Here is a 23,398-nt window from a genome sequence, read left to right on the forward strand (position 1 = left end):
TCAGCAAGGTCAGGCTCATCATGGCTCTCCGTAAAAGAGAGTATATGATCACGACTAAAACTGATCGTCAAATCGATCAATTATTTATTAGCCCAACTGGTCAAGAAACGTTCACGATCTTGCCCTGCACCAACCCCCAATAAAAAGCCGCTCGCTCGAGCCGCTTTTTTTATGCCTGTTCACTCCGAATCGAACCACACCCATTCGCTGCAGGAATATACGATCCGTGTAGCCCGTACTTTTAGTGCTGAGTGAATTCGATTGCTGAACAGCTGAAAAAGCATTAATCTTCTTGCCGTTAACACACTGAACAAATGCTAATTTATGAGGTAACTAGCATTATGGATTTCTATCGCAGCACATCCTCGCGTTTAATCACGAGTGATACGCTCTCAAATTTTTATTTTTCGGAATCGAGCACGGACGATGTTGCTCCCGAACACTATTGGGATGAGCTGGAGCCTACTCTTTTTTTTATTTTCAGTGAACAGCTAGAAACCACCAAAGTGCAAGTGCGCTTTGAAAAAGGAAAGAGTGAAATGACCGCCGACAACATTAAGAAGCTCGCCCGAGCGTCGGTCGCAGAATTTCATTCCGATTGGTTTACAGATGAGCTTTTTGCACTTTACGAAAAGGCATGTAAAGAAGTCGATAAAAGCAACCGAAAAGCAATACGACAGGAGCTTTTTTCAAGATATAAAGCGATAGAAAATGCGGTGAACCGACTCGCCGTAGAATGTAGATTAAAACACGATGAAGTCAGGATGCGTTCTTTGAAAGCCGAGCTTGACATGTATAAGCCGGGATTCTGGATCTTAGCTGTGCTGTGTGCGTTTGCTTTTTTCGATATGGTCACCAATCATTAACAAGCTCAGTTAGGTGACGAACGAGATGCGCACGACTAACTAACCGATGCTAAATTGGAAGTTGAAGCTTGGCGCGATAACTATAACAAGAGTCGACCTCACCGGGCTTTAAATAACCTGCCACCCTTGCAGTTCGTGGCATCCATTGAAAATTGAACAGCTCAATTCATTCTTCGGGTGGTTCTGATAATGGGGGCCTGTCAATTTAATGGAAATCTCATCGATGTCATGGTTCTATTCTGGGGAAGGTCAGTGTTTCAAAAATGAAAGTGGTTAGGTGGAAAACCACGCCAGCTCCACCAAATCCCAATAAAAAGCCGCTCACCCGAGCGGCTTTTTTGTATCTGTAGCCCGTGGTTCTACCACGGGTCAAACTGCCCACTTTCTCCAACGGCGATTAAAACCTTAAAGCATCATAACTTTGCAAGATAGCGATTTGCCTACTACGATCTTGAAGTAAATCAGTCCATTAAGGAGAAATAAAGATGGGACAAGAAACGTTCGCAGGACTCGGATTTTTCTGGATGCTAATTGTTGGCGCAATTGTCGTTATACCGGTATGGCGTATCTGTCAGCGCATTGGGTATCCGGGGCCGCTGAGCCTGCTGATGTTAATACCTTTAGCAAACCTTGCGCTGTTATACTTTATTGCGTTCGCGCGCTGGAACCCTGAGCGGGGCAGGTAACTATAGCTAAGGCCTGAATCAGTCGCGCAATGCCTGTTTCAGGCCTTCACGATACGAGGTGATTTCAAAGTCAGGAAACTGGTGTTTGAATTTGCCTGAAGCAAAACGGTTGTCCACTTCATAGCGCGGCAGCAACTCCTGTGTTTCTCGCAGCGTCGAACTGAATAGTCCCAGTAATTTCAGTTGCCACTTTTTCACCACCGTGTAGTCGCATTTGCGGCCCAGTATCTCACCGGCAAGCTCGATCAATTGTTTGTAGGTTAAGCGCTCATCATCGCAGGGCAAATGCCAGGTCTGCTGATAGGCGTCCGGGGTGTTGCCTAGCAGAGCCATTGCCTTGCTGGCATCGGGAGTATAAATAAGGGTACGTAAGGTATCATCGCGCAGGAAAATCTTGGCGCTTTTGCCGGCTTTGAGCCGGTTGATAATGGTTGCATTGGTGATGCTTTGAGTTTTGCCGGGACCATAAAACTCAGGGGCGCGGCAGATCATGGCCTCTACCTTTTCTTTGGCCATGGCTTCTAATAACTCTTCGGCAATCAGCGCGCGGACTTTCCCTTTCTCTCCGTGCGGAGCGAAAGGCGTCTCTTCAGTCTGAATGTCGTCAGTCTGAGGGTACATGTAGGTATTATCAAAAAAGACCAGCTTCGCCTGATGCGCCGCGCAGGCAGCAATCACGTTACGCATCATCACTGGCCACTGATCGACCCAAAGTCGCGTGTTCAGCGGTAAGCCCGCGGTCAGGTAAACTATTTCGGAGCCAGCCACGGCGTCATAGGTTTCATGGGCATCCAGTAGGTCGGCGCTGACCAGCTCGTCGGTGGCATTCACTTTGCGGGGATTACGGCTGACCAGACGTAATGCCCGGGTATGGTGTGCATTGAGCGTTCGTGCCAGCTCAGTGCCAATTTGTCCAGTTGCGCCCAATATGGTTTGCATAACCCGATACCTTGAAGTGGCAAATCATTTCACCATCATCTGTTACTGCTATGAAAAGTCAACCTTTTCGCGCACTCGCCAAAACCTTCTTTTTGCGGTACGCTTCAATGTGTAAAGGAAAACAATTATACAACAAGAAGGATAAAAATAATGCGCTTTTTCATTGTTGCGATCACGCTGCTCTTTTCAAGCACGGCATGGTCACAAGCCACCAACTGGATCCCATTCGAAAACGCCAATGGCCACGTAATGATCAAGGTCAACGTAGCCGGCGTCGACAGTTACGCAATCATCGATTCAGGTTCACAGATAAACGCACTCAATCTGGCTTTTGCGGAACATCATGGAATGGAATTCAGTAGCAATAAGCGGATTAAAATTAAAGGCGCACACAGCGTCGAAGAGCGTCGCGTTTATCGTGAGGTGCCGACCAAGCTACTTGGACTGGATTTGCAAATGGAGTTGGTTGGTTTAGACCTTGGCGCCTCTGAGGTGAGTATGTTGCTGGGCGCGCCGCTACTAAATCAGTTTATTCTGCAGTTTGATTATCCCAACAGCCGTCTGCGTTTTGCGAATCCCGGGACATTTAATCTCAAAGAAACTGCCAACCTCGAGATGCGTGCTCAGGAGGGCTCAGGGCGGCCGCTGGTAAGGGTTAATCTGAACGACGAGGCTGAACGTTGGTTACTACTTGATACCGGCAATAGTGGTGGCATTTACATGGATCGCATGGTCGCGATCAGTCAAGACTGGGTGGAGCGTTTTCCACTTGCAGAGGGCGTCTCTCGCGGCGTAAATGCCAGCAAAAATGTGCAATTTTTCCAGTTGCCGCTATTTGGATTCGGTCCTTACAAATTAGAAAATGTGCAAGTGGTCGTCCCTGCTGAGGGGAGTCCGGCGGACTTTGGCCGTCGCTACCAAAATGTGAGTTCCCGTATGCGTGGCGTAGAGATAAGCGGCGTGCTTGGCTACGATATTCTTAAGCACTTCATCTTGACCATTGACTACCGTAACGGCTACGGTCATGTGTATGTGCCCCAGTAGTAACCGGAAAAAGTAGTACCCCATAACAAGGAGCCGACAGGATGAGTAACGCTGAAAAGAAAGCCACCTTGTATCGTATGGTGATGGAAGACCATGTGTGTCCCTACGGCCTTAAAACCAAACACCTGCTGAAGTCGAACGGCTATACTGTGGACGACCGTCCGTTGACGAGTCGTGAAGAAACCGATGCGTTCCAGGAAAAGCACGACGTTGATACGACCCCGCAGGTGTTTATTGACGGTGATCGTATTGGTGGTTATGAGGAAGTACGCGATTATCTGGGCAAGCCTGTGCCTGATCCCGATGCAAAAAGCTATCAGCCGGTCATTGCATTATTTTCAATGACCGCCTTACTGGCCTTGGCGACCTCATGGCTTGCTTTCGGAACCTTGCTATCGGTACAGACGGTTGAGTGGTTTATCAGCTTCTCAATGGTGGTACTGGCATTGCTGAAATTGCAGAATGTCGAGTCGTTTTCGACGATGTTTCTCAACTATGACTTGTTGGCCAGACGCTGGGTGCCGTACGGTAAAATTTATCCGTTTGCCGAGGGCCTCGCCGGGTTACTAATGGCAGCTGAGTTTGCTGCCATTATTTCCATCCCCGTGGCGTTCTTCATCGGTACCGTCGGGGCCGTTTCCGTCTTTAAAGCCGTTTATATCGACAAGCGTGAGCTGAAATGCGCTTGTGTCGGCGGCGACAGCAACGTGCCCCTTGGTTTTATTTCATTGACCGAGAATTTAATGATGGTCGGCATGGCTATCTGGATGTCGTTCGTCATGTTCTAACTGGTTTTCGCCAGACCAATAAGATAGTCGGCGAGGGCGCCCATACCTGTTGCGGGCACCTCCGCTCGTTGCTCGGCGCCCTGGTTGTAATTGGTGTTGGTATTCACGTCATAGACGAAGAGTTCGCCTTCGGCATTTTCAATAAACTCAATGCCAGCCACATCAATGTTGCTCTGCCGTAAAAACGCCTCCAGCTTGCCAATAATCGGGTGATCATCAAAGTGGTGACTAATGGTGAATTTCTCTGAGCTCTGATCGGTTGGGCAAAACCTCTCTTCAATAGAGCAATTATCTGCTGGGCACAGTTCAAAACCATCCTCGGTATTGACCTGCACGGTATAAAGGAACTGTTGCCCGATAAACTCGGCGCGGGTAATAAATGGCTGCTGCGGCGCTATGTACTCCTGCAACAACCAGGTGCCGTCCAGAGGCGTTTCACTATCAGCCCGCGCCAGATAATCCTGAAGCTCCTGCAAATTATCAAAACGCTGCACGCCCAGGCCTTTGCCACCGCGATTGGGTTTTACAATCAGCGGCCACTGGTTAAATGCTTGTGCCGCTGCAACCAGATGCTGCTCACCGACTACTGCGTGAGTTTTTGGCACTTGCAGGCCTGCGCGCTGCAAGGCCGCGTATTGCGAGAGCTTGCAAACCTCAAGCGCGAGCGTCTGGGTATTATTCACAACCGTGCGTTGAAAGCTCTGCAACCAGGTCAGTACAGCCTTGGTAAGCTCTGGCGCGAAGCGGTGACCGCGGGTATGTGAGGAAGCACTCATGCGATTGTAATAAATAGCGTCGGCCGGGCTTTCGGTAAACGGCACCACACCCTCATCAAGAAACCACTCAGTGGCGGTCACACCGCGCTGTTTAAACTCGGCACGTAATGGCACCAGCCACTCGTCATTTTCATGAATGATCACGATTTCTTTCATAACAACCTCATTCGGTGGTTCGTCAAAGTGGCTATTACAGCCGCTTGGGCGCAAACGATCAAATGGAAAAGGTTATAAGACCTTGCAAGTGGTTCTAACCAAGCTTTTCCTGCAAAAAGTCAAGAATGGCGCTTACCGCCGCTGAGGTGTATTTGCGTTCAGGGTAAACCAGATGAACGGGCACCGGTTGTGGCATAAAGTCTTCCAGCGCGGTTTCAATTTCGCCGTTCTCAATTAACTCTTCCATAGAGTAACCGGGCATATAGGCCAAGCCGAGATCTGCCAGTAACGCGGTGCGCATGGCGCGATTGTCTGAGACGGCAAAGCGGCCGCTTACGGTCACTTGCAAGAGTTTACCGTCTTCGAAAAAGCGCCATTGCTTGTCGCTTAATCGCGCGCTATCAGTAATGCACTGATGCTGGCCTTCCTTATAGCTGAGCTCATTCGGATGCTGAGGCTTTGGGTACTTAGTGAAGTAGCCCTTTGATCCCACCAGCACAATTGATAAGGGGGCCAGCTTGCGAAAATAAAGTGAGGAATCTCTGAGTGCTCCGCAGCGGATAGCAATATCCACTTTCTCATCGACCAGATCAACCAGGCGATTCGAAAGCTGTAAATCAACTTCAATATCTGGGTAGCGGGCCAGCAGCTCTGGCATCAGCGGAGCAATCTCAGTGGCACCAAAATTAACCGGTGCAGAGAGCATGACCGGACCACTGGGCCGGGCGTTCATGGCGCTGATATGCTCAAAAGCTAATTCAGCTTCTTGCACAACTTCGCGGCAATGCCGATAAAAGTTCTGTCCGGCAACCGTTGGGCTTAACTTACGTGTGGTACGGTTCAGCAGCTTCGTTTGTAATTCTTCCTCGAGCCGCGAAATAGCTTTACTGACCGCACTTTTAGACAGCTCGAGCCGGGCCGCCGCGCGGGTAAAACTGCCTTGTTCAATAATGGCAGCAAAAATTGCCATGTCAGCCATACGGTTCAGCATAGTGTGTTCGCTCTTTGTTTCTTTTGGGAAACAATAAATTTCATTTTCGTCGTCTAATCATTTTATTAGGAAACAATATACTTGTTCATGTCGTTACTTATCAACTTTTTTGGAGAAAGACATGAAACTCTCAAAAGCATTCTGGAAAAGCCTGGCTCAAGTCGCTCAGGGGAATATGGTCCAACAAGGGAATTATAAAGTCGCGCAGCGCGAACCACTTATTAAACCTCATGGCTATGATGAGATGATGAAAAAATTAAAGTGTTGTTGCTGCTAAGACGCACGGCCCACAGGTGACTGTGGGCTTTTTTGCATAAAGGCAGAGGTATTCCTATGCTTATACGTTAGTGTTCTGAACCACTTTCAACTAGCAAAGCGAGGGAACAGCATGATCCGTTTATTTTTCTTAGTCTTGTTTTTCTTGCCCTTGGCGAGTGGCGCGCAGCAACAGGTACTGAGAGGCGCGACGCTGTACGACGGTACCGGCGCTGATGCCGTAAGTAACAGCACTATCGTCATTGAGGCGGGTGAAATTACCTGTGTCGGCCACGAGTGTAAGTATTCAGACGACGCCGAGGTAGTCGATCTGAGTGGCCACTATGTCACGCCCGGTCTTATTGATGCGCATGTCCATTATGCTGCAAGCGGTTGGTTCGATACCCGTCCCTGGATCCCGATTGCTCGTAAAATTTACGATCTGAATCAGTCGCAACAGCAATTGCAAATGAACGTTGAGTCCCTTAACCAGAGTTACTTATGTAGTGGTGTTACGGCGGTATTTGACACCGGTAGTTTTCCCTGGACAACCACATTACAGGTAATGTCGAAGTTTAATACCGACAAACCCCGCTTCGTTGCTGCTGGTCAACTGATTACGCATGATGCTTCGGCCGCCACGCGGAATGTTTTAACGAATCAGGTGATCGAAGATGTTCATGAATTTTTGCCTATGTCGACGGACGAGGAAGCTTTAGGTAGCGTAGCAACCATCGCGGCTTCGGGCGCATCAGCTGTTAAAGTGTGGTTTGTGGATCCGGCGCCTGAACGCCGCGCAGAATTGCAGCAACGCTTGCACGTTATCGCCGACGCTGCACACCGCGCCGGTCTACAGTTTATTGTTCATGCCACAGAGCTTGAAAATGCAAAAGCAGCGGTGAAAGCGGGCGCCGATGTTCTGGTGCATAGTGTCTTTGAAGATTTAATTGATGAAGACTTTGTCAACTTAGTCGCAACTAACGAGGTGGTCTATCAGCCGACCTTAATCGTGGCGCCGGTCATTAACGAGTTGTTTGCCGATCTTTACTTAGGTCGAAACCCTGAATTTGATGATCCGAATCATTGTATTGCGCCAGAGGTGAAGCAACTGGTGCAAGAGAACTGGCAGAAGTTTGTGGTCTGGAATCAGCAGTCAGTTTCTTTCCATAACTTTGTTGCTGAGATGCGCGCCGTTGGCGCGGAGCTCTATCGCGCGCAGACCAACGTGCTGAAACTTTATGAAGGCGGTGCAACGATTGCGACAGCCACCGACGCTGGCAACCCAGGGTTATATCATGGCCCTGCAATTTACCGTGAGTTGGAAGAAATGCAGGCGGCCGGTATTCCCGCGCAAGCTATTATCACAATGTCGACGCAAAACGGTGCCAAAGCACTGGGCCTTGAAGCCACAATGGGAACTGTCGAGGTTGGCAAAAATGCCGACCTGGTGATACTGACTGAAGACCCCGGTGAGGATATTTCGGCCTACCGCTCAATCTCACACGTCATGCGCTTTGGTAAGCTGCATCGGGTGGATGACTTAAATTACGATAGTAACGAGTAACTGATAACAGTCAGGTTCTGTGGCGTTTTCTTTTCGTATCGTGAAAGGTGGTACGCATAAAAAACGCCACAACCGCACTGGTCAGGGTGCCGAGCAGCAAGGCACCAATCACTGACTGAATAATATAAGACTGCAGTGAGAAATACTCGTTCGCGGCCTCAACGCTCATGGTGCCATTGGTGACCACCATCTCGATCATATTGTCGAAAAAGTGTGGTGTGATCAGGTAGTGCGCGATAATTTGTAATAAAGGTGAGAGTACGGCCACTACTACTGCAATCAGGAAGCCACTCAAGAAGCCCTGCGCCCAACTCATTTCCTGATTCGCCATCGACTGGCGTTTATCGCGCAGGGCCAGAATGTAAATCAGCACTGCCACGACAATAAAAAGATTGGTGAAGTAGCGATGATACTCAATGTACTCGTCATGCAAACCGACAGCGCGCTCAATGCACAGCCAAAGCAGCAACGCGCCGGAAAATAAGATTCCCCACTTAAGTTCTTTTAGCATGTTGGTGTCCTTCTTCAGCGCCGGGCTCAATACGACAGGCTTCCGACTTAAACTCTAACTCAATGGTAGTATGAAATATCTCAAAACGCGCAATTGCTGCATTAATTTCACGTTTTATTTCAAGATAATGGTCGCTGTCGGCAAAGTCATCGTCCAGCTCAACATGCGCGGTCAGAACATGTGATTCGCCATCAAGTGTCCACAGGTGAATGTGATGCACGTCGACCACATGGTCAACTGCACGAATAGCCTCAACGACGTCTGCAAACAGCGCGGGGTTTGGGTTAGCCTGAGAGAACAGTTTCAGGGTTTCAACTAAAGCGCGAACCACGTTGATTAAGATAAAAGCGGTAAATACGAGCGAGAGCAGTGGATCAATAATCGGCCAGTCAACCCAACTCATGACAATGGCGCCAATTAACACGGCGACCCAGCCCAGTACGTCCTCCAAAAGGTGCCAGTTGAGCACACGCTCATTCAGTGACTCGCCGGCAGAGAGCTTAAAGGCGGCAAAACCGTTCACCACGACACCCAAAACGGCGAGATAAATCATGCCCTCTGTATTGGGCATGACCGGATTGCTCAAACGCGGAATGGTTTCATACAACACCCAGGCTGAACCAGCTAACAATACCATCGCATTGATGAGCGCGCCCAGTAGGCTGAAGCGTTTAAAGCCATAGGTGAATCCAGTCGTGGCTTTTTTCGCGCCCAGCTTATTCAACACCCAGGCCAGTCCTAGCGACAGGCTGTCACCGAGATCATGCACGGCATCAGCAATAATGGCGGTACTGTTGGTCAGTATGCCACCAATAAACTCAATGATGGTGAAGCAAAAATTCAACCAGAATGCCATGCCGATACGGCGTGAAGAAGTATCGGCATGATGGTGATGATGATGTCCCATAACTGCCTAAATCTAAAATGTTTTAACCAGTATAGAGCAGAGCGAAAGCTTGATCGAGATCAACGTTTTTTGCACATAACCACATAAAATATACGCGTATTCACTAAGGAGTGCTGTATGAAAACGTCAATATTGGTAAGTGGTTTATTGTTAGTGGGTTTCGCTACGCCGGCCGCGGCTGAAATTAGTGTCAATGTGGGTGCCATCGGTGTGATGCCAAATGATGACAGCGGGTCACTGCAGGTGGTCGAACAGCTCGCCGGATTGCCAGCCGGATCAAGTGGCGTAACGGTTGATGACAACACGCAGCTGGGTATCACTTTCGATTATAAGCTGAATCCTAACTGGAGTCTTGAGCTGATTGCGGCAACACCGTTTAAACACGACATTTATGGAACAGGTAGCCTCGCTGGCATGAAGATCGGTGAAACCAAGCATTTGCCACCTACTTTAATGGCTCAGTATCACTTTGAGCTTGCCAGTGATCGTATTGATCCGTTTATTGGTCTTGGCGTGAACTACACCACCTTTTTCGAAGAGCAGGTAAGTCCCGCGCTGGGCGCTGTGCTCACCGATCTCGCGGTCATCGATGCCAGTGACAAAGTCGACTTCGCGTTATCGAACAGTTGGGGGGTTGCGGTACAGGCAGGTGTCAATATTGCACTGACTGAAAACTGGGGTGTGCATCTGATGGTGAGCCGTATGGCGATAGATACTGTTGCCGACGTGCGTATCAACGGTCTCACTGTTGAGTCGGTGACCGTCGATATTGATCCGACCGTCGCAATGCTTGGCATTCGTTACAGCTTCTAGGGAGGCAATTATGCAATTGCTGAAAGAGTTTTTCTCCGATCCCGTAATTTTCTTTTCATTTACCGGGTTAGCAGTTGTCATCGGTATTTGCATTTTTTTTACGGTTTATTTTCTGACGAAGATAAATGCTGAGAGCTGATCGCTAACAAGCTGACCTTCGTAACCATGAATGAAAGCCATTAGTAGAATGGAGCGGAGGTCAGCTTGGCGACACATCTTACACTTTTTTATGACGGAGGTTGTCCGTTGTGCGTGCGTGAAATGCGCCATTTAAAAGCGCTTGACCAAGCCCGTGGGCAGAACCTCGCCTTTGAAAATATTTGGGCCTCTGACTTCAGCCAGCGTTTTCCTCATGTCGATATTGCTGAAGCTAATCGCATTTTACACGCGCAAACAGCAGACGGCACCATGCTTTATGGACTCGACGTCACTCATGCCGCCTGGTCGGCAGTCGGACGTGGCTGGTTGACAGCACCTCTCAGGTGGCCATTACTGCGCTGGTTGGCCGACCACGGGTATCTGGGCTTTGCCAGGTATCGCAACCGTATCTCGAAACTTATTACCGGTAAGGAGCGTTGTCTTGAGTGCTCCCTCGATGAATAAATAGTCCTTATCGGGAATAGCTCGTTCCCTGGTTAATTGAGTAACGCTAGTACCGCCTGGAACTCATCGGCGGTAAATGGTACGACACTCAGGCGACTGCCTTTTTGCACCAGGGGATTCGCTGCAAGGGCAGGTGATTTTTTCAATTCCGCAAGTGGCAGCAAACGCGCGAATGTTTGGCGGTATTGCAGCCGTATCGCGTCCCACCGTGGACGCTCGGGCTTTGATTTTGCGTCAAAGTAGGGCGAATCCGGGTCGAATTGCAAGGGGTCTACAAAGGCTGTCTCAGTCACCTCGGCGAGTCCGACAATGCCAACCTTGCTACAACTGGAATGATAGATTAGAACCTGATCGCCTTGTTGCATTTCACGCAGGAAGTTGCGCGCCTGGTAATTGCGAACACCGTCCCACACCATTCCTGCATCGCCTCTGGCAGCGATTGTATCGATGCTGCATTCATCAGGTTCAGTTTTCACTAACCAGTACTTCACAACGGCACTCCGAGACTATATTGTTGAATGAGCACGAATAATAACAAATACTCAAGGAACACGCCCATGTCAAAGACACTGGTTTTTGCCGATAAATTACTTTCTCTACGCGGGCAGATCGATATAACTGAGCAGGAAGGCCAGCTAAGTTATCAGGCGCGCGGCGACTTCTCATTGTTCCGCACCCGCTGGCGCGTGTTCCGTGAGGGGCATGAGGTCGCGATGATCCGCCGCAAGCTGTTTTCATTAAGCCCGACCTACCATATCAGCGGTCAGCTAGGTGAAATGGTGCTGACGCGTAAATTTTTGGCACTCAACCGCCAGTACACGGTGGCGGGCGGTTCCTATGACGGAGCAACTTTTACCGGTAACTTGTTCGACTTAGCCTTTCAGATTGAGCATCAGGGCCGACCGCTGGCGCAGGCACGCGAGAAGCTCATATCCATGCGCGACAAACATCGGCTGGAGGTTCTGAGCGACGATGCTGATGACGAGCTATTCACTGTTATCGTTATGGTCGTAATGCAAATGGAAAAACGTGACAAAGATTAGTCACTTAAGCGGCGTATTTCCATGCCGTCAGCAAGCTCGGTGACCCAGCTTAACTATAGTGTTAAATAAAAGGGCACCGAGTCCGGCTTGGGTTTTCTACTTGTCACATGGTTTAGTCACATGGTTTAGTCACATGGTTTAGTGACATGGTTCAGGCTGATCCCATCAGCATTGCACCGCCTAACCCCAGCGCGCCAAAACCAAAACCGATAACCATTGCAATAAGCATCCAAACCAGTACAGCTTTGGCCCAGTTTGACTTTGACGGCTTGGTTGAGCTTGAGAAAGCCCAGACCAGCAGTGCAATCAGGTTCACAATGGGAATGAAGGTCAAAAATAAGGTCAGCATCCATTCACCGAAACTGACCGTGCTTGAGCTATTAAAACCACCTTGATCCATGAGGGTATCCTTAGTTATTTGCGGTAATTTGTTATTGTGTTATCCGACACCATTAAGCAACATAGGTGGCAGGCACCTGGGTGTCAATTGAAAAAGAGAGACAAATCAATGAAGAAAATGATCGTGGCAACGTTATTCACGGTTCTTTTAATGAGTGGGGGAGCGTCGCTGATGGCTGCAGAGTTTACTGTTTACGTGGTTCGTCACGGCGAGAAAGCCGTGGCTGAGAGTAATCCGCCGTTAAATGAAAAGGGGCAGGAGCGAGCACGGGCACTGGCCAAACTGATGGCGAAGGTCGAGCTACAAGCGGTCTATAGCACACCTTATCGCCGCACCGAGCAGACCGTGGCGCCACTTGCTCAAGCAAAAGGCCTGAACATACAAAGTTACCGCGCCGGCGAAGCTGAGCAATTGGTGCGCCAACTGCGTGAACAAGGTGAAAATGCGCTGGTAGTGGGACATAGTAATACGGTGCCCGGGCTGGTGCGCTCACTCGGCGGCAGCAGCGAAGAGCTCACCGAACAGCATTATGGCGATCTCTTTGTACTGCATTTTCGTGATGATAATGTGCATCAAATCCGACTGATGCTGCCGCCGTACTAATCGGCGTCAGCAAGTTCGGTACGGTTGCGGCCCTTACTTTTCGCCTGATACAAAGCTTTATCAGCGCGGCGGATAAGGCTGGCGGCACTCTCGCCGGGTTGATGTAATGCCGCGCCGAAGCTGGCCGACACATCCATGCCGGGCACCAGGTCGCGTAAATCACTTTGCAATAGAGCGTTGCGCATGCGTTCACAAATCGCCTGTAGTTGTGATTCATCCGTATCGGAAATCAATACCGCAAACTCCTCACCGCCCCAGCGCGCAATCATGTCACTGTTACGGGCTGCGGTCTTTGTCACGCGCGCTACGCGCTGCAGAACCTTGTCACCAGTGGTATGCAAATAGCGGTCGTTGATGTCTTTAAAGTTATCCAGATCTAATAACACCAGGCCCAGCTGTTGCTGCTCGGCATGGGCCGTTTTTTTACGCAGTAGCTCATCAAAAGCGCGGCGGTTCGCAAGACCGGTCAGACTATCCTGGTGGGCAAGCTGTTCCAGAATTTTAGTTTGCTCACGCACTAACTTCTGTAATCGCTCTTTGCTGCGTTGCAGACGGTAGGAGCGTAGCCGGAAGGCAAGAATGATCAGTACGATGACCGCGACCGCGGTCAACAGCCAAACCACCGGGCGCTGCCAGAGCTTGGGTAATTTATGAAACGTGAAGGTCGCAGCATCGCTCCATTGCCCCTCAGGGTAAGCTGCCTGCACCTGAAAGATGTAGGCGCCGGGCGGAAGCTCAGTATAGGCCACACGGGTCTGTGCTGTGCCGGGTGTTACCCAGTCGTTATCATAGCCCGCAAGTTGCACCCGGTAACGAATACCTTCGGGATAATGAAAGCCAAGCCCGGCAAATTGAAACTCAATGCGGCCGGTTTCGGCGCTAAGATAGCTGCTCTGCGCAACGCTTTCTTGGTCTGCTATGACTGACTCAATAACCGGACGTGGTGGACTTTGCTGCAGGACCTGAAACTTCTCAGGAATGAAGTGACCAACACCGCGTGAAGTTGCTACCCATAAATGATTATTGCGATCAACCAGCATGGGGGAACCGCCGGTATTGACCTGGGCACTAGCAAGGCCATGATAGGAATGATAATAGGTGGCTTTAACCGGGGTCGCCGGGTCATCGTCATAAAGAGCCTCATCGAAATGCTCGGCACTGACATAAAGCAGTCCGCGCCCCGACGCTAACCACAGGTTACCGGCGTGGTCCAGAACGACATCGAAAAATTTGGCAAAGGGCAAGCCATTGTCTTCGTCGAAGACCTGCCATGTTCCGGTGCGCTTGCGATAAGTTAATAAGCCACGATCACTGGCGATCAGAATATGTGAACTGGTTTCATGGAAGCCAAAAATAAACTCAGCGTTACTGACATCACTGAGATCAACACGTTCAATGCTGCCGTTAACGAGTTTCGACAGACCGCGCATACTGCCAATCCAGATTTCGCCATTATGCGCTTCATGGATGGCATAAATAATTTCATCCGGCAGTCCTTCAGCTACACCGAAGTATTCAGGCGGCTCGAGTTCACCATTTGCGCTGCGGCGACTACGCAGCACGCCTTGCGACGTTGCTGCATACAAATAACCGTCGGCAGCCAGTAAGATACTACGCACATCGTTGCCGGGGAAGCCATTATTCTGGTCGTAATGATAGCGTTCCTCGCCGTTTTCGAGTACATACAGACCACGCGTAAAGGTACCAACATACAAACGTCGTGCGCTGTCTTGCGCAAAGGTCAGAATACTGGCGGATTGTACCTGACTATCAACAGCGAAGGGCAATACGGCCTCGTCCTTAATCCGTTTAATGCCACCCAGGCCACCCACTAATAAGCTGCCGTCATGAAGTGGGTACAAGGCGCGTACATAATCATAGCCCAGACCATCTTCATTACGGTGACTGTGAAATGGTGCCTGGCGAAACTGAATTAAACCCCGGTGAGTGCCGACCCAGAGCGTATTCTCCCGATCGGCAAAAATAGACAATATATGGTTATTCGGTAAACCGTTATCGACCGTGGTCATGCGCGCTGCGTCGCTCTGCAATAGCGTCAGACCATGTTCATGAGTGCCGACCCAAATGTCATCGTTCGGGGCCTGATACAGCTCAGTAATAGTGCTGGGGTAAGTAACGGGCCACGGCTCTGGCTGAAGATGGTCCGGACTCAGTCGAAATAGGCTACGGTCAACGCTTAAGTAGATGTCACCACTTTGCTGTTCACTGATAATGCCAAAGGTACGCCCGTTTGGCAGCGCAGAAATAACCTGAAAGCGCTGGCTGGCGTGGTCAAAGTAAGCAGGGCCGCGATCCGTTCCTGCCCACACCCGGTCATGGCTGTCTTGTGCGAGATGCAAAATGGTATTACTCGGCAGCCCTTCGTCAACAGTAAACTGCCTGCGCAGGCCATCGCATTCGCGCACCACACCATTCGTCACGGTACCATACCAGGTGCATTCAGGATTACTGAATAGAACGTAATCGACGCGGTTAAAAATTCGGGGCAGGGGCCGCCACTGTTGCGATTGTGGGTCATAGTGAGCGACGCCGCCGCGAGCGCCTGAGGCGACGACTTTATGGGTATAAGGATGTTCACCGACAAACAACGATCCGGCATCGGGCAACTGAGTTTCACGATCAAATACAGTGAAGGTGCGACCATTAAAGCGTACCGTTCCCTGCCAGGTCGCCAGCCACAAATAGCCCTGACTGTCTTGCGTAATATGGTTAATGGAGTTGTGCGGCAGGCCATGCTGCGCACTCCAGACCCGCATGGCGCGATCACTAAGGGGTCTGAAATCGGCTGCGGCAGGTGCTATAAAACCGAAAATAATGAATAAAATTAGCAAACCAAGTTTAAGGTTTCCTATAGGCATTAGCGTTTAGTTCCGTTAAGCTTAAGGTATCTGTTCCCTGTTGCCAGAGAGGGCCATGAAAGACGAGCGCGATCTCAGTGAACTCATTGAAATCATTCCTGACGCAGCCTTAGTTGTCAATAAAGACGGTAAGATCGTTTTAGTCAATCAGCTAGCCGCCGCAATGTTTGGCTATACTCACGATGAACTGCATGGTTCGATGCTGGATAAACTGCTGCCCGAAGGAATTCATGAGCAGCACCGTCAACACGTACTGAGGTTCTTTAAGGCGGGGCAAAATCGGCCGATGGGACAGGGCTTTCGTTTTCTTGGCGTGAGAAATCACGGCGATACTTTTCACGTCGATATTATGCTGAGCCATGTTACGGTGAAGCACGAACCGTATGCGATTGCTTTTATTCGCGATGCGACACAGTTCAAGCAAACCGAAGACAAGATTCGTCGCGAGTTAGAAAGTGAGCGCAAACAGGCACTGACTGATTATCTGACGGGTGTTGGTAACCGCCGTGCATTTTACCAGGAGCTTGAGCAGGATATTGCAGAATTACGTGAAGGGCACCATAGTTTTTCAGTAGCGCTTATCGATCTTGATGATTTTAAACTGGTAAATGATACCTTTGGTCATGATGAGGGCGATCGGGCATTGCAAATGATTGCCCAAGGAATTCGAGAAGCATGCCGGGGCAGTGATTTTGTGGCACGTATTGGTGGCGACGAGTTTGCCACTATTCATCCGGGCGTAACACTTGCTGACACCGAGACCATCTTGCAACGAGTGCGTAGTGGCGTGATTGCACTGACCAAACAGGAGGGCTGGCAAGTTTCACTTACAATCGGTATTTGTCATTGCGAGAGTTATTCAGAAGCCTGCACCGTCGAATCTATTTTGCGTACGGCCGATCAAGCCATGTACAACGGAAAACGGCGCGGCAAAAACCAAATTAAAATCGAGCCTTTGCGGAGCTGATATTTTTCACGAATGACTGCAGTGATGTCAACGGCATGGGTTTGGCATATAAGTAACCCTGCACCTCGGCGCAGCCGGCGCGAGATAGGTAAGCTGCCTGCTGCTGACTTTCTACTCCTTCGGCGACTACCCTCAGATTTAGCGCCTGCGCCATCGCAATAATGGTCTTCACCAAGCGTGCGTCCTGAGCGTTCTGAGTGATGTCACGAATAAAGCTTTGATCAATTTTCACTTCATGGATAGGCAAGGAGCGCAAGGTACTTAAAGATGAGTAGCCGGTGCCAAAGTCATCCAGTGAAACTTGTACGCCGCGCTCTTCCAGTACGTTAACCACGTTTCTGACCCCCTCAAGGTTGAGCAGCGCGGAGGTTTCTGTCAGTTCAAGCTCGATGACGTCCCAACTGCCAGGTAGCGCTGTTAATAGTTTGACAAATCGCTCCGGACTATTGGCCATATTGAAATCGGCTGCGGAAACATTAAAGGATACACGCGGAACGGTCCGATACAGCAGATCGGCAGCAGTCAATTCCCTGATTGCGGTTTGCATGACAAAATCAGTGATCTCACAAATTAAACCGTGCTGTTCGGCCAGCGGAATAAAAACGTCTGGCGGTATCAGGCCCTCCTCGGGATGGTTCCAGCGCACGAGTACTTCAACCCCGCTAATGGCCTTATCATGCAAACGAAACTGGGGCTGATAAACGACCGATAACTGCTTATTGGTCAGCGCCGATTTTAAATCAAACAGCAGCTTGGTGCGCTTGCTGGCATTCTCGCCGTATTCGCTTTTATACACCCGTAGTCGGTTGTTGCCGATAGCCTTGGCTTCATCCTGGGCAGTCAGTGCGGCAATAATCAACTGCTCGCTGCTCTTAGCGTCGTTAGGAAAGCGGGCAATACCAAAACACGCTGTTAAAGCCGAACCTGGCAGCTCAGGGATCTGAATAGTTGGCAGTAACTGTTGCAGGTGCTGAATCTGTGGCAATACATCATCCGGCCAACGCGCCGAGGGTATTGCAATGGCGAATTCGTCGCCGGAAAACCGGCTGATTAAAACACGCTGTTGAAAATGGCCCCGCAGCAGGCTGGCCACCTGTTGCAAAAAGCGATCGCCTGCTTTAGCGCCGGCATTGGTGTTGAGTTGCTTAAAACCATCAATATTGAAAACCACTAAGGTAAGCTGCTGGTCGTGCTCTGCACAAAATAGCAGTTCACTGTTGAGCTCGCGTCCGAACATATAGCGGTTTAACAGTTGTGTCAGCGGATCCCGCGCGGAAAGGCTGCGCTCCCGGTCAAGGGCAAATTTGGCAAGAAAGAACAATAAAACCGCGGTAACGACCACGTACATCCAGCCCTTGAAAGTTTGTAGTTCAGTCAGTAGAGCTGAGTCGGCAGCCAGGGTAAGTAGTACCTGGTCAGAGAAGCGAATCCAGACAAATCCTAAAATGAGATAAATGGCCGCAAGCAAGCCTGCAACCTTGTTCGGTGACATCGCGCGTGTACTCCCTTAAGTTGTCCGGAGTTTTGCCCGGACAACTTAAACCTTAGCAGTGAACGCAGGATTTACCAAAAAATGGGAGTGTGATTAGCGCTTTAGATATCTGCTGTGAAACTGCAGATGCGCCTCGATGAAACTGGCAATGAAATAGTAGCTGTGGTCGTAGCCTTTTTGCAGGCGCAGTTCAGCTAAAACGCCATGCTCAGCGACAGCTTCTTTCAGTAAGGTGAAATTCAGCTGTTCGGCAAGAAAGTTGTCGTCGCTGCCTTGATCAACCAGTAGCGGTGGACATTTTTTGCCAGCCCTTAACAGCTCAACCGCGTCATACTCGCGCCATGTCTCGCGATTGTCACCGAGGTAACCGGAAAAAGCTTTGACTCCCCAGGGACAGCCGCTTGGATGTGCAATCGGCGCAAACGCTGAGACGCTGGCAAAACGGTTGCTTTCACGCAACGCCATAATCAATGCGCCGTGGCCGCCCATGGAGTGGCCGCTAATACTGAGCTGGCCGTTCAGGGGCAACTGTACATGGGCCAGTTCAATCAACTCTTTAGTGATGTAATCATACATCTGGTAGTGGTCGACCCAGGGCGATTCCGTCGCGTTAACGTAAAACCCTGCGCCTTTGCCAAAATCGTAGGCATCGTCGTCGGCCACCTGATCGCCACGTGGACTGGTGTCCGGAATCAATAAAGCCAGGCCCAGTTGAGCGGCAACGCGTTGCGCGCCGGACTTAGCACTGAAGTTCTCATCAGTACAGGTCAAACCGGACAGCCACAGAACGGTGGCGACCGACTCGCCTTTAAGCGCCTGAGGCGGCAGGTAGACGCTGAACTGCATAGTACAGTTCAGTGTCTCCGAGAGATGTTCATAGCGCCGTTGCTCACCCTCGAAGCAACGCACCGAACTGATTAACTTCAGATGCTCGGTCATCATGGCATGCTCCGTTATTTATCGAAATGAATCACTGAACGAATTGACTTACCTTCATGCATCAGTTTAAACGCTTCGTTGATCTCATCAAGGCCCATGGTGTGGGTGATAAAGGTACTGAGCTCAAATTCGCCGTCCAGATAACGTTGTACGTAATCAGGTAACTGACTACGGCCTTTTACCCCGCCAAAGGCACTGCCACGCCACACGCGACCGGTCACTAGTTGGAAAGGGCGGGTGGAGATCTCTTCGCCGGCACCGGCCACGCCAATAATGACTGACTCGCCCCAGCCCTTATGGCAGCACTCGAGTGCTGAGCGCATCACTTTTACATTGCCGATGCACTCAAATGAGTAGTCCACTCCGCCGTCAGTCATCTCAACAATGACTTCCTGAACCGGTTTGTCAGAGTCATTTGGATTGACACAGTCGGTGGCCCCTAATTGTCGGGCAATCTCAAACTTACTCTCGTTAATATCAATCGCTATGATCCGGCTCGCTTTGGCCATAACTGCGCCAATAATGACCGACAGACCGATGCCGCCAAGACCAAAAACTGCGACGGTGTCACCGGCTTGAACTTTGGCCGTATTTCTCACCGCGCCCATGCCGGTGGTCACGCCACAGCCCAGCAAACAGACTTCTTCAAGTGGTGCCTCTTTACTGACTTTGGCTAGAGCAATTTCCGGCACTACCGTGTACTCAGAGAAAGTTGAGGTTCCCATGTAGTGATAGATTGGTTTGCCGCCCTTCGAGAAGCGGGTCGTGCCATCGGGCATTAACCCTTGCCCCTGAGTGCTGCGAATCGCCTGGCAAAGGTTGGTTTTTCCTGACTTACAGAATTTGCATTCGCCACATTCAGGCGTGTAAAGCGGTATGACGTGATCGCCAACTTCGACAGAGGTAACGCCTTCACCGACAGCTTCGACAATACCACCACCTTCATGTCCTAAAATGGCAGGGAATATGCCTTCGGGGTCTGCGCCGGAAAGGGTATAAGCATCCGTGTGACATACGCCGGTGGCGACAATACGTACAAGCACTTCGCCTTTTTGCGGGGGCATCAGGTCAACTTCTTCAATGGACAATGGCTCACCGGGTGCCCAAGCCACCGCAGCGCGTGTTTTGATCATCTCCATGACAATATCCTTTCGATTCATTATTCAGTAAATTAGAGTACTTTTATGGTACAGCTTACGAAGAAAATCACCAGAGCGACCATGGTCGAATGGACAAAAAAAAGCCGCCCTCGTGGAGGGCGGCTTGCATACGGATTGCCGGAACGAATTAAATTTCGTTGCCGTTACTATCCAGCTTAGTCACGGTTCCCAAATTCAAGGCACGAACGTCGTCCTCGATCAGGCTCAGATCACCAATGATGACCCAAGTCAGCGCATCCGGACGCAGAATCTCGTCAGCGGTTTCCTGGACCGTGTCAAGCTCAAGGGCACGAACGCGGGTACCGTAGCTTTCCAGCCACTCCATACCTTTGCCTTTTTCCAGCGTATCAACGATGGAGCCAAGGAGTGCCGACTTTGTCTCATACGCACCCGGAAGCTTCGCCGTTTTATTTGCGACAACCTTCTCAAGCTCATCAGCCGTTGCCGGGTTCTGATCCATATAACCATTGAACTCTTTCAAAATTTCCTGAATTGATTCTTTGGTTTTGTCGGTCTGAACCGGGGCTGATGCCAGCAACATGCCTGCTTCATCCGCTGCGAACCAGCTTGAGCGAGCGCCGTACGACCAGCCTTTATCTTCTCGCAGATTCATATTCAGACGGCTGGTGAAACTGCCACCTAAGATAGTGTTCATAACGTCGATTGCGATTTCATTATCGACGCCATCCTGCGGTGCCAGATGACCAGCGATAATGGTCGACTGCGGTGTGCCTGGCTGGTCGATTAAAAATACCCGCGCTTCTTGCTGCGGCTTGACCTCAGTAAACTGCTTGGTCGGGGCCTCGCCCGCCGGAGCCTGCCAGTCACCCAGGTAAGCTTCAAGCAATGGCTTGATTTCGGCTTCAGTGGTGTCACCAACAATGACCAGGCGCGAGATGTCCGGACGTAACCAGGTTTCTGCGTGAGCAACCAGGTCGGCACGCGTTAGCGACTTAATTGACGCCTCGGTACCTGAACCTGTCAGTGGTACGCTATAGGCATGGTTGTCACCAAAGACCAACTTAGGTAACACACGGTACGCCATCGAGGTTGGTTGTGCTTTCTCCTTTTTAATCGTCTCCAGCCACAAGCCGCGTTTGCGCTCGATTTCTTCTTCAGAGAACGCCGGATTCATCAGCACATCAGCCATAATCGCCAGACTTGGCTCCAGGTTCGTGACCAAACTGTCCATGCTTACCGTTGAGTTATCCAGGCTGGCGCTGGCGTATAAGTTGGTTCCCAGCGACTCCAGCTCTTTGCTGAGTTCAAGGCTATCGCGTGAGGTGGTGCCTTCCCGTAGCATACTCATGGTGTAGCTGGCGGTGCCCACTTTGTTGCCAAAGTCCGAAGCATAACCACTGTCAATGACCAGACGCATTTGCACGGTAGGTACGTCATGACGCTCAGCCAGCGCAACTTCAAGACCGTTAGACAGAGTAAAGGTCGTCAGTTCCGGCAACTCAAGTTGCGGTAACTCACCAACCTCCGGTAACTGCGAGCGATCGGCCTGCGGTTCTGCAGTGGTGTACTGTGGCTGTGGCACCACGTTCAGGACAAAGGCGCCATCGCTTAACCAGCGCTCGGCGGCAGCCTGAACATCGGCAGGGGTGGCGTTTTCGATCATCTCCCAGGATTTTTTATAATAACCGGGGTCGCCATGATAGACGGTGCCTGCGGCCAGGATATCAGATTTGCCACCAAAGCCGCCGATACGCTCGGCGCCACGGACAAAACCGGCTGCATTGCTGAACTTGGTCCGTGCCAACTCTTCTGCGGTGGGGCCTTCAGCGATAATCTTTGCCAGCTCTTCGTCGATGATGGCTTCAATACGCTCCATCTCTACACCAGGTTTGGCGTCAGCGATGATAAAGAACTGACCTGCTAGCTGACGCTCGTACTGGAAGCCTGACACCATGCTGGCAATTTGCTCATCGTAAACCAGACGCTGGTACAAGCGAGAGTTCTTGCCGCTGGCCAGAATATCAACCAGCATACTCAGGTATTCTGAGTCGGCAGTGCCCATTTCTGCGGTGTTCCAGAGCTTATAAATACGCGCTGCAGGAACATTGTCTTCCATGGTAGCGCGCTTGGTACCCTCACGCTCGGCAATCCAGCGCTGCATTTTTTTCAGCGGTTTACCGGCGTCAATATGACCAAAGTACTTATTCATTTTCTCTTTGGCTGTTTCAACGTCAATGTCACCGGCTAATACAACCACTGCATTGGCAGTACCGTAGTAGTCGTTGAACCACTGGTGCACGTCTTCCAGTGACGCAGCATTGAGATCTTCCATTGAGCCAATGACCGACCACGAATAGGGGTGTCCCTCAGGGAAAGTTTGTTCGGCCAGATAGCCAAATACCCGACCATATGGCTGCGCCTCACCCTGACGCTTTTCGTTTTGCACGACGCCACGCTGCTCATCAAGTTTTTCCTGGGTCACGGCTCCTAGCAGGTGTCCCATCCGATCAGATTCCATCCACAGCGCCATATCGAGCGCCGGCGTCGGAACGTTCTGGAAGTAATTGGTACGATCGCTATTGGTGGTACCGTTCATGTCGGTGGCACCGGCGCGTTCAAACGGGCCAAAGTACTCATCGTCATAGTTTTCAGTGCCGTTGAACATCAAATGTTCAAACAAGTGGGCAAAACCTGACTTACCTTCAGGCTCGTCTTTGGAGCCGACACCATACCAGACGTTTACTGCGACAATCGGTGCTTTACGGTCTTCATGAACCACGACGCGTAAGCCGTTATCGAGGGTGAAGCTCTCGTAACTGATGTTAATTTCAGGGAGTTCCTGCTGTTGTACAACTGCAGCATTCGTGGCGTTGGCTTGCTGTGCATATGCCTGGCCACCGCCAAGCAGCACTGAAGCCACAGCCATCGCTGTAAGGGTTTTTGTCAATCGCATTGTTTTCTTCCGTTTTGTTTTAGTCAACTTTGCCATCTTAAAGGAGGGCAGGGGTGTTGTAATTTTTTGATGCGTGAAAAAATGTAACAAGATTGTTCAATC

General features: G+C 50.4%; 24 protein-coding genes and 1 pseudogene. 13 read left to right on the forward strand and 12 right to left on the reverse strand.

Features of this window, described 5'->3' with window-relative positions; genetic code table 11:
- Positions 1 to 341: 341 nt before the first annotated feature.
- The 3 genes and pseudogenes from CWI71_RS04260 (at position 342) to CWI71_RS04270 (ending at position 1,552) form a co-directional block, all read left to right on the forward strand.
- Complete coding sequence (locus tag CWI71_RS04260) at positions 342 to 866, forward strand: hypothetical protein (RefSeq protein WP_126754032.1); 525 nt, start codon at positions 342 to 344, stop codon at positions 864 to 866.
- Between the two features lie 51 nt (positions 867 to 917).
- Positions 918 to 1,022: pseudogene (locus CWI71_RS12170) on the forward strand (integrase core domain-containing protein); the annotation flags it as partial.
- A gap of 329 nt (positions 1,023 to 1,351) precedes the next feature.
- The gene (locus CWI71_RS04270) at positions 1,352 to 1,552 is read left to right on the forward strand and encodes a hypothetical protein (protein WP_126754033.1); all 201 of its coding nucleotides are present in this window, start codon (positions 1,352 to 1,354) and stop codon (positions 1,550 to 1,552) included.
- A gap of 18 nt (positions 1,553 to 1,570) precedes the next feature.
- Here the strand turns inward: CWI71_RS04270 and CWI71_RS04275 are convergent, their stop codons facing one another.
- Complete coding sequence (locus CWI71_RS04275) at positions 1,571 to 2,491, reverse strand: NAD-dependent epimerase/dehydratase family protein (protein WP_126754034.1); 921 nt, start codon at positions 2,489 to 2,491, stop codon at positions 1,571 to 1,573.
- Between the two features lie 150 nt (positions 2,492 to 2,641).
- Between CWI71_RS04275 and CWI71_RS04280 the strand changes: the two genes are divergently transcribed.
- Both CWI71_RS04280 and CWI71_RS04285 read left to right on the forward strand, forming a co-directional pair.
- Positions 2,642 to 3,535: a pepsin/retropepsin-like aspartic protease family protein gene (locus tag CWI71_RS04280; protein WP_126754035.1), complete on the forward strand. Its 894-nt coding sequence runs from the start codon at positions 2,642 to 2,644 to the stop codon at positions 3,533 to 3,535.
- 41 nt (positions 3,536 to 3,576) lie between these two features.
- Positions 3,577 to 4,323, forward strand: a complete 747-nt coding sequence (locus tag CWI71_RS04285; protein WP_126754036.1) for a MauE/DoxX family redox-associated membrane protein — start codon at positions 3,577 to 3,579, stop codon at positions 4,321 to 4,323.
- Here the strand turns inward: CWI71_RS04285 and CWI71_RS04290 are convergent.
- Positions 4,320 to 5,255: an ATP-grasp domain-containing protein gene (locus CWI71_RS04290; RefSeq protein ID WP_126754037.1), complete on the reverse strand. Its 936-nt coding sequence runs from the start codon at positions 5,253 to 5,255 to the stop codon at positions 4,320 to 4,322. The two genes, CWI71_RS04285 and CWI71_RS04290, sit on opposite strands and share 4 nt — an antisense overlap.
- A gap of 94 nt (positions 5,256 to 5,349) precedes the next feature.
- Positions 5,350 to 6,246 carry a LysR family transcriptional regulator gene (locus CWI71_RS04295; RefSeq protein WP_126754038.1) on the reverse strand — a complete coding sequence of 299 codons (897 nt, stop codon included), beginning with the start codon at positions 6,244 to 6,246 and terminating at the stop codon, positions 5,350 to 5,352.
- A 121-nt stretch (positions 6,247 to 6,367) separates the two neighbouring features.
- On the opposite strand from CWI71_RS04295, the gene CWI71_RS12065 reads away from it, so the two are divergent.
- Positions 6,368 to 6,523: a hypothetical protein gene (locus tag CWI71_RS12065; protein WP_198678726.1), complete on the forward strand. Its 156-nt coding sequence runs from the start codon at positions 6,368 to 6,370 to the stop codon at positions 6,521 to 6,523.
- Positions 6,524 to 6,634: 111 nt separating this feature from the next.
- Positions 6,635 to 8,065 carry an amidohydrolase family protein gene (locus tag CWI71_RS04300; protein WP_126754039.1) on the forward strand — a complete coding sequence of 477 codons (1,431 nt, stop codon included), beginning with the start codon at positions 6,635 to 6,637 and terminating at the stop codon, positions 8,063 to 8,065.
- Positions 8,066 to 8,075: 10 nt separating this feature from the next.
- Here the strand turns inward: CWI71_RS04300 and CWI71_RS04305 are convergent, their stop codons facing one another.
- Positions 8,076 to 8,576 (reverse strand): DUF4199 domain-containing protein, encoded by a 501-nt coding sequence (locus CWI71_RS04305; protein WP_126754040.1) that lies wholly within the window; start codon positions 8,574 to 8,576, stop codon positions 8,076 to 8,078.
- Positions 8,560 to 9,483: a cation diffusion facilitator family transporter gene (locus CWI71_RS04310; protein WP_126754041.1), complete on the reverse strand. Its 924-nt coding sequence runs from the start codon at positions 9,481 to 9,483 to the stop codon at positions 8,560 to 8,562. Before CWI71_RS04310 ends, CWI71_RS04305 begins: the two co-directional genes overlap by 17 nt.
- Before the next feature lie 117 nt (positions 9,484 to 9,600).
- Between CWI71_RS04310 and CWI71_RS04315 the strand changes: the two genes are divergently transcribed.
- From CWI71_RS04315 to CWI71_RS04325, 3 genes are all read left to right on the forward strand, one after another.
- Positions 9,601 to 10,296: an OmpW/AlkL family protein gene (locus tag CWI71_RS04315; protein ID WP_126754042.1), complete on the forward strand. Its 696-nt coding sequence runs from the start codon at positions 9,601 to 9,603 to the stop codon at positions 10,294 to 10,296.
- Between the two features lie 10 nt (positions 10,297 to 10,306).
- A complete protein-coding gene (locus tag CWI71_RS04320; protein ID WP_126754043.1) occupies positions 10,307 to 10,435 on the forward strand; it encodes a DUF3149 domain-containing protein in 129 nt (42 codons plus the stop codon).
- Between the two features lie 65 nt (positions 10,436 to 10,500).
- Positions 10,501 to 10,899 carry a thiol-disulfide oxidoreductase DCC family protein gene (locus tag CWI71_RS04325; RefSeq protein WP_275069748.1) on the forward strand — a complete coding sequence of 133 codons (399 nt, stop codon included), beginning with the start codon at positions 10,501 to 10,503 and terminating at the stop codon, positions 10,897 to 10,899.
- 32 nt (positions 10,900 to 10,931) lie between these two features.
- Here the strand turns inward: CWI71_RS04325 and CWI71_RS04330 are convergent, their stop codons facing one another.
- Positions 10,932 to 11,390: an EVE domain-containing protein gene (locus CWI71_RS04330; protein ID WP_126754044.1), complete on the reverse strand. Its 459-nt coding sequence runs from the start codon at positions 11,388 to 11,390 to the stop codon at positions 10,932 to 10,934.
- A gap of 66 nt (positions 11,391 to 11,456) precedes the next feature.
- Here CWI71_RS04330 and CWI71_RS04335 point away from each other — a divergent pair, with 66 nt between their 5' ends.
- Complete coding sequence (locus CWI71_RS04335) at positions 11,457 to 11,942, forward strand: LURP-one-related family protein (RefSeq protein WP_126754045.1); 486 nt, start codon at positions 11,457 to 11,459, stop codon at positions 11,940 to 11,942.
- A gap of 151 nt (positions 11,943 to 12,093) precedes the next feature.
- On the opposite strand, the gene CWI71_RS04340 is transcribed toward CWI71_RS04335, so the two are convergent.
- The gene (locus tag CWI71_RS04340; protein ID WP_126754046.1) at positions 12,094 to 12,342 is read right to left on the reverse strand and encodes a hypothetical protein; all 249 of its coding nucleotides are present in this window, start codon (positions 12,340 to 12,342) and stop codon (positions 12,094 to 12,096) included.
- A 108-nt stretch (positions 12,343 to 12,450) separates the two neighbouring features.
- Here CWI71_RS04340 and CWI71_RS04345 point away from each other — a divergent pair, with 108 nt between their 5' ends.
- Positions 12,451 to 12,945 carry a SixA phosphatase family protein gene (locus CWI71_RS04345; RefSeq protein ID WP_126754047.1) on the forward strand — a complete coding sequence of 165 codons (495 nt, stop codon included), beginning with the start codon at positions 12,451 to 12,453 and terminating at the stop codon, positions 12,943 to 12,945.
- Here CWI71_RS04345 and CWI71_RS04350 read toward each other — a convergent pair.
- On the reverse strand, positions 12,942 to 15,722 hold the full coding sequence (locus CWI71_RS04350) for a ligand-binding sensor domain-containing diguanylate cyclase (RefSeq protein WP_198678727.1): 2,781 nt from the start codon (positions 15,720 to 15,722) through the stop codon (positions 12,942 to 12,944). The genes CWI71_RS04345 and CWI71_RS04350 overlap by 4 nt on opposite strands.
- Before the next feature lie 157 nt (positions 15,723 to 15,879).
- On the opposite strand from CWI71_RS04350, the gene CWI71_RS04355 reads away from it, so the two are divergent.
- A complete protein-coding gene (locus CWI71_RS04355) occupies positions 15,880 to 16,791 on the forward strand; it encodes a GGDEF domain-containing protein (protein WP_126754049.1) in 912 nt (303 codons plus the stop codon).
- On the opposite strand, the gene CWI71_RS04360 is transcribed toward CWI71_RS04355, so the two are convergent.
- The 4 genes from CWI71_RS04360 to CWI71_RS04375 form a co-directional block, all read right to left on the reverse strand.
- Complete coding sequence (locus CWI71_RS04360; RefSeq protein ID WP_126754050.1) at positions 16,766 to 18,283, reverse strand: putative bifunctional diguanylate cyclase/phosphodiesterase; 1,518 nt, start codon at positions 18,281 to 18,283, stop codon at positions 16,766 to 16,768. The two genes, CWI71_RS04355 and CWI71_RS04360, sit on opposite strands and share 26 nt — an antisense overlap.
- Positions 18,284 to 18,376: 93 nt before the next feature.
- The gene (gene fghA / locus CWI71_RS04365) at positions 18,377 to 19,225 is read right to left on the reverse strand and encodes an S-formylglutathione hydrolase (protein WP_126754051.1); all 849 of its coding nucleotides are present in this window, start codon (positions 19,223 to 19,225) and stop codon (positions 18,377 to 18,379) included.
- A gap of 11 nt (positions 19,226 to 19,236) precedes the next feature.
- On the reverse strand, positions 19,237 to 20,361 hold the full coding sequence (locus CWI71_RS04370; protein ID WP_126754052.1) for an S-(hydroxymethyl)glutathione dehydrogenase/class III alcohol dehydrogenase: 1,125 nt from the start codon (positions 20,359 to 20,361) through the stop codon (positions 19,237 to 19,239).
- Positions 20,362 to 20,509: 148 nt separating this feature from the next.
- Positions 20,510 to 23,296: a M16 family metallopeptidase gene (locus CWI71_RS04375; RefSeq protein WP_126754053.1), complete on the reverse strand. Its 2,787-nt coding sequence runs from the start codon at positions 23,294 to 23,296 to the stop codon at positions 20,510 to 20,512.
- Positions 23,297 to 23,398: the final 102 nt, after the last annotated feature.

Origin of the sequence: Pseudidiomarina insulisalsae (assembly GCF_003987065.1) — a bacterium.
Lineage (GTDB): Bacteria > Pseudomonadota > Gammaproteobacteria > Enterobacterales > Alteromonadaceae > Pseudidiomarina > Pseudidiomarina insulisalsae.

What these genes read in the sequence shown, in the direction of transcription:
- CWI71_RS04275 (WP_126754034.1), bottom strand. Translation starts at nt 2,491, where the DNA reads ATGCAAACCATATTGGGCGCAACTGGACAAATTGGCACTGAGCTGGCA.
- CWI71_RS12065 (WP_198678726.1), top strand. Translation starts at nt 6,368, where the DNA reads ATGAAACTCTCAAAAGCATTCTGGAAAAGCCTGGCTCAAGTCGCTCAG.
- CWI71_RS04285 (WP_126754036.1), top strand. Translation starts at nt 3,577, where the DNA reads ATGAGTAACGCTGAAAAGAAAGCCACCTTGTATCGTATGGTGATGGAA.
- CWI71_RS04295 (WP_126754038.1), bottom strand. Translation starts at nt 6,246, where the DNA reads ATGCTGAACCGTATGGCTGACATGGCAATTTTTGCTGCCATTATTGAA.
- CWI71_RS04320 (WP_126754043.1), top strand. Translation starts at nt 10,307, where the DNA reads ATGCAATTGCTGAAAGAGTTTTTCTCCGATCCCGTAATTTTCTTTTCA.
- CWI71_RS04290 (WP_126754037.1), bottom strand. Translation starts at nt 5,255, where the DNA reads ATGAAAGAAATCGTGATCATTCATGAAAATGACGAGTGGCTGGTGCCA.
- CWI71_RS04260 (WP_126754032.1), top strand. Translation starts at nt 342, where the DNA reads ATGGATTTCTATCGCAGCACATCCTCGCGTTTAATCACGAGTGATACG.
- CWI71_RS04345 (WP_126754047.1), top strand. Translation starts at nt 12,451, where the DNA reads ATGAAGAAAATGATCGTGGCAACGTTATTCACGGTTCTTTTAATGAGT.
- CWI71_RS04340 (WP_126754046.1), bottom strand. Translation starts at nt 12,342, where the DNA reads ATGGATCAAGGTGGTTTTAATAGCTCAAGCACGGTCAGTTTCGGTGAA.
- CWI71_RS04315 (WP_126754042.1), top strand. Translation starts at nt 9,601, where the DNA reads ATGAAAACGTCAATATTGGTAAGTGGTTTATTGTTAGTGGGTTTCGCT.
- CWI71_RS04300 (WP_126754039.1), top strand. Translation starts at nt 6,635, where the DNA reads ATGATCCGTTTATTTTTCTTAGTCTTGTTTTTCTTGCCCTTGGCGAGT.
- CWI71_RS04335 (WP_126754045.1), top strand. Translation starts at nt 11,457, where the DNA reads ATGTCAAAGACACTGGTTTTTGCCGATAAATTACTTTCTCTACGCGGG.
- CWI71_RS04360 (WP_126754050.1), bottom strand. Translation starts at nt 18,283, where the DNA reads ATGTCACCGAACAAGGTTGCAGGCTTGCTTGCGGCCATTTATCTCATT.
- CWI71_RS04305 (WP_126754040.1), bottom strand. Translation starts at nt 8,576, where the DNA reads ATGCTAAAAGAACTTAAGTGGGGAATCTTATTTTCCGGCGCGTTGCTG.
- CWI71_RS04310 (WP_126754041.1), bottom strand. Translation starts at nt 9,483, where the DNA reads ATGGGACATCATCATCACCATCATGCCGATACTTCTTCACGCCGTATC.
- CWI71_RS04370 (WP_126754052.1), bottom strand. Translation starts at nt 20,361, where the DNA reads ATGGAGATGATCAAAACACGCGCTGCGGTGGCTTGGGCACCCGGTGAG.
- fghA (WP_126754051.1), bottom strand. Translation starts at nt 19,225, where the DNA reads ATGATGACCGAGCATCTGAAGTTAATCAGTTCGGTGCGTTGCTTCGAG.
- CWI71_RS04350 (WP_198678727.1), bottom strand. Translation starts at nt 15,722, where the DNA reads ATGCGGGTCTGGAGTGCGCAGCATGGCCTGCCGCACAACTCCATTAAC.
- CWI71_RS04355 (WP_126754049.1), top strand. Translation starts at nt 15,880, where the DNA reads ATGAAAGACGAGCGCGATCTCAGTGAACTCATTGAAATCATTCCTGAC.
- CWI71_RS04280 (WP_126754035.1), top strand. Translation starts at nt 2,642, where the DNA reads ATGCGCTTTTTCATTGTTGCGATCACGCTGCTCTTTTCAAGCACGGCA.
- CWI71_RS04375 (WP_126754053.1), bottom strand. Translation starts at nt 23,296, where the DNA reads ATGCGATTGACAAAAACCCTTACAGCGATGGCTGTGGCTTCAGTGCTG.
- CWI71_RS04270 (WP_126754033.1), top strand. Translation starts at nt 1,352, where the DNA reads ATGGGACAAGAAACGTTCGCAGGACTCGGATTTTTCTGGATGCTAATT.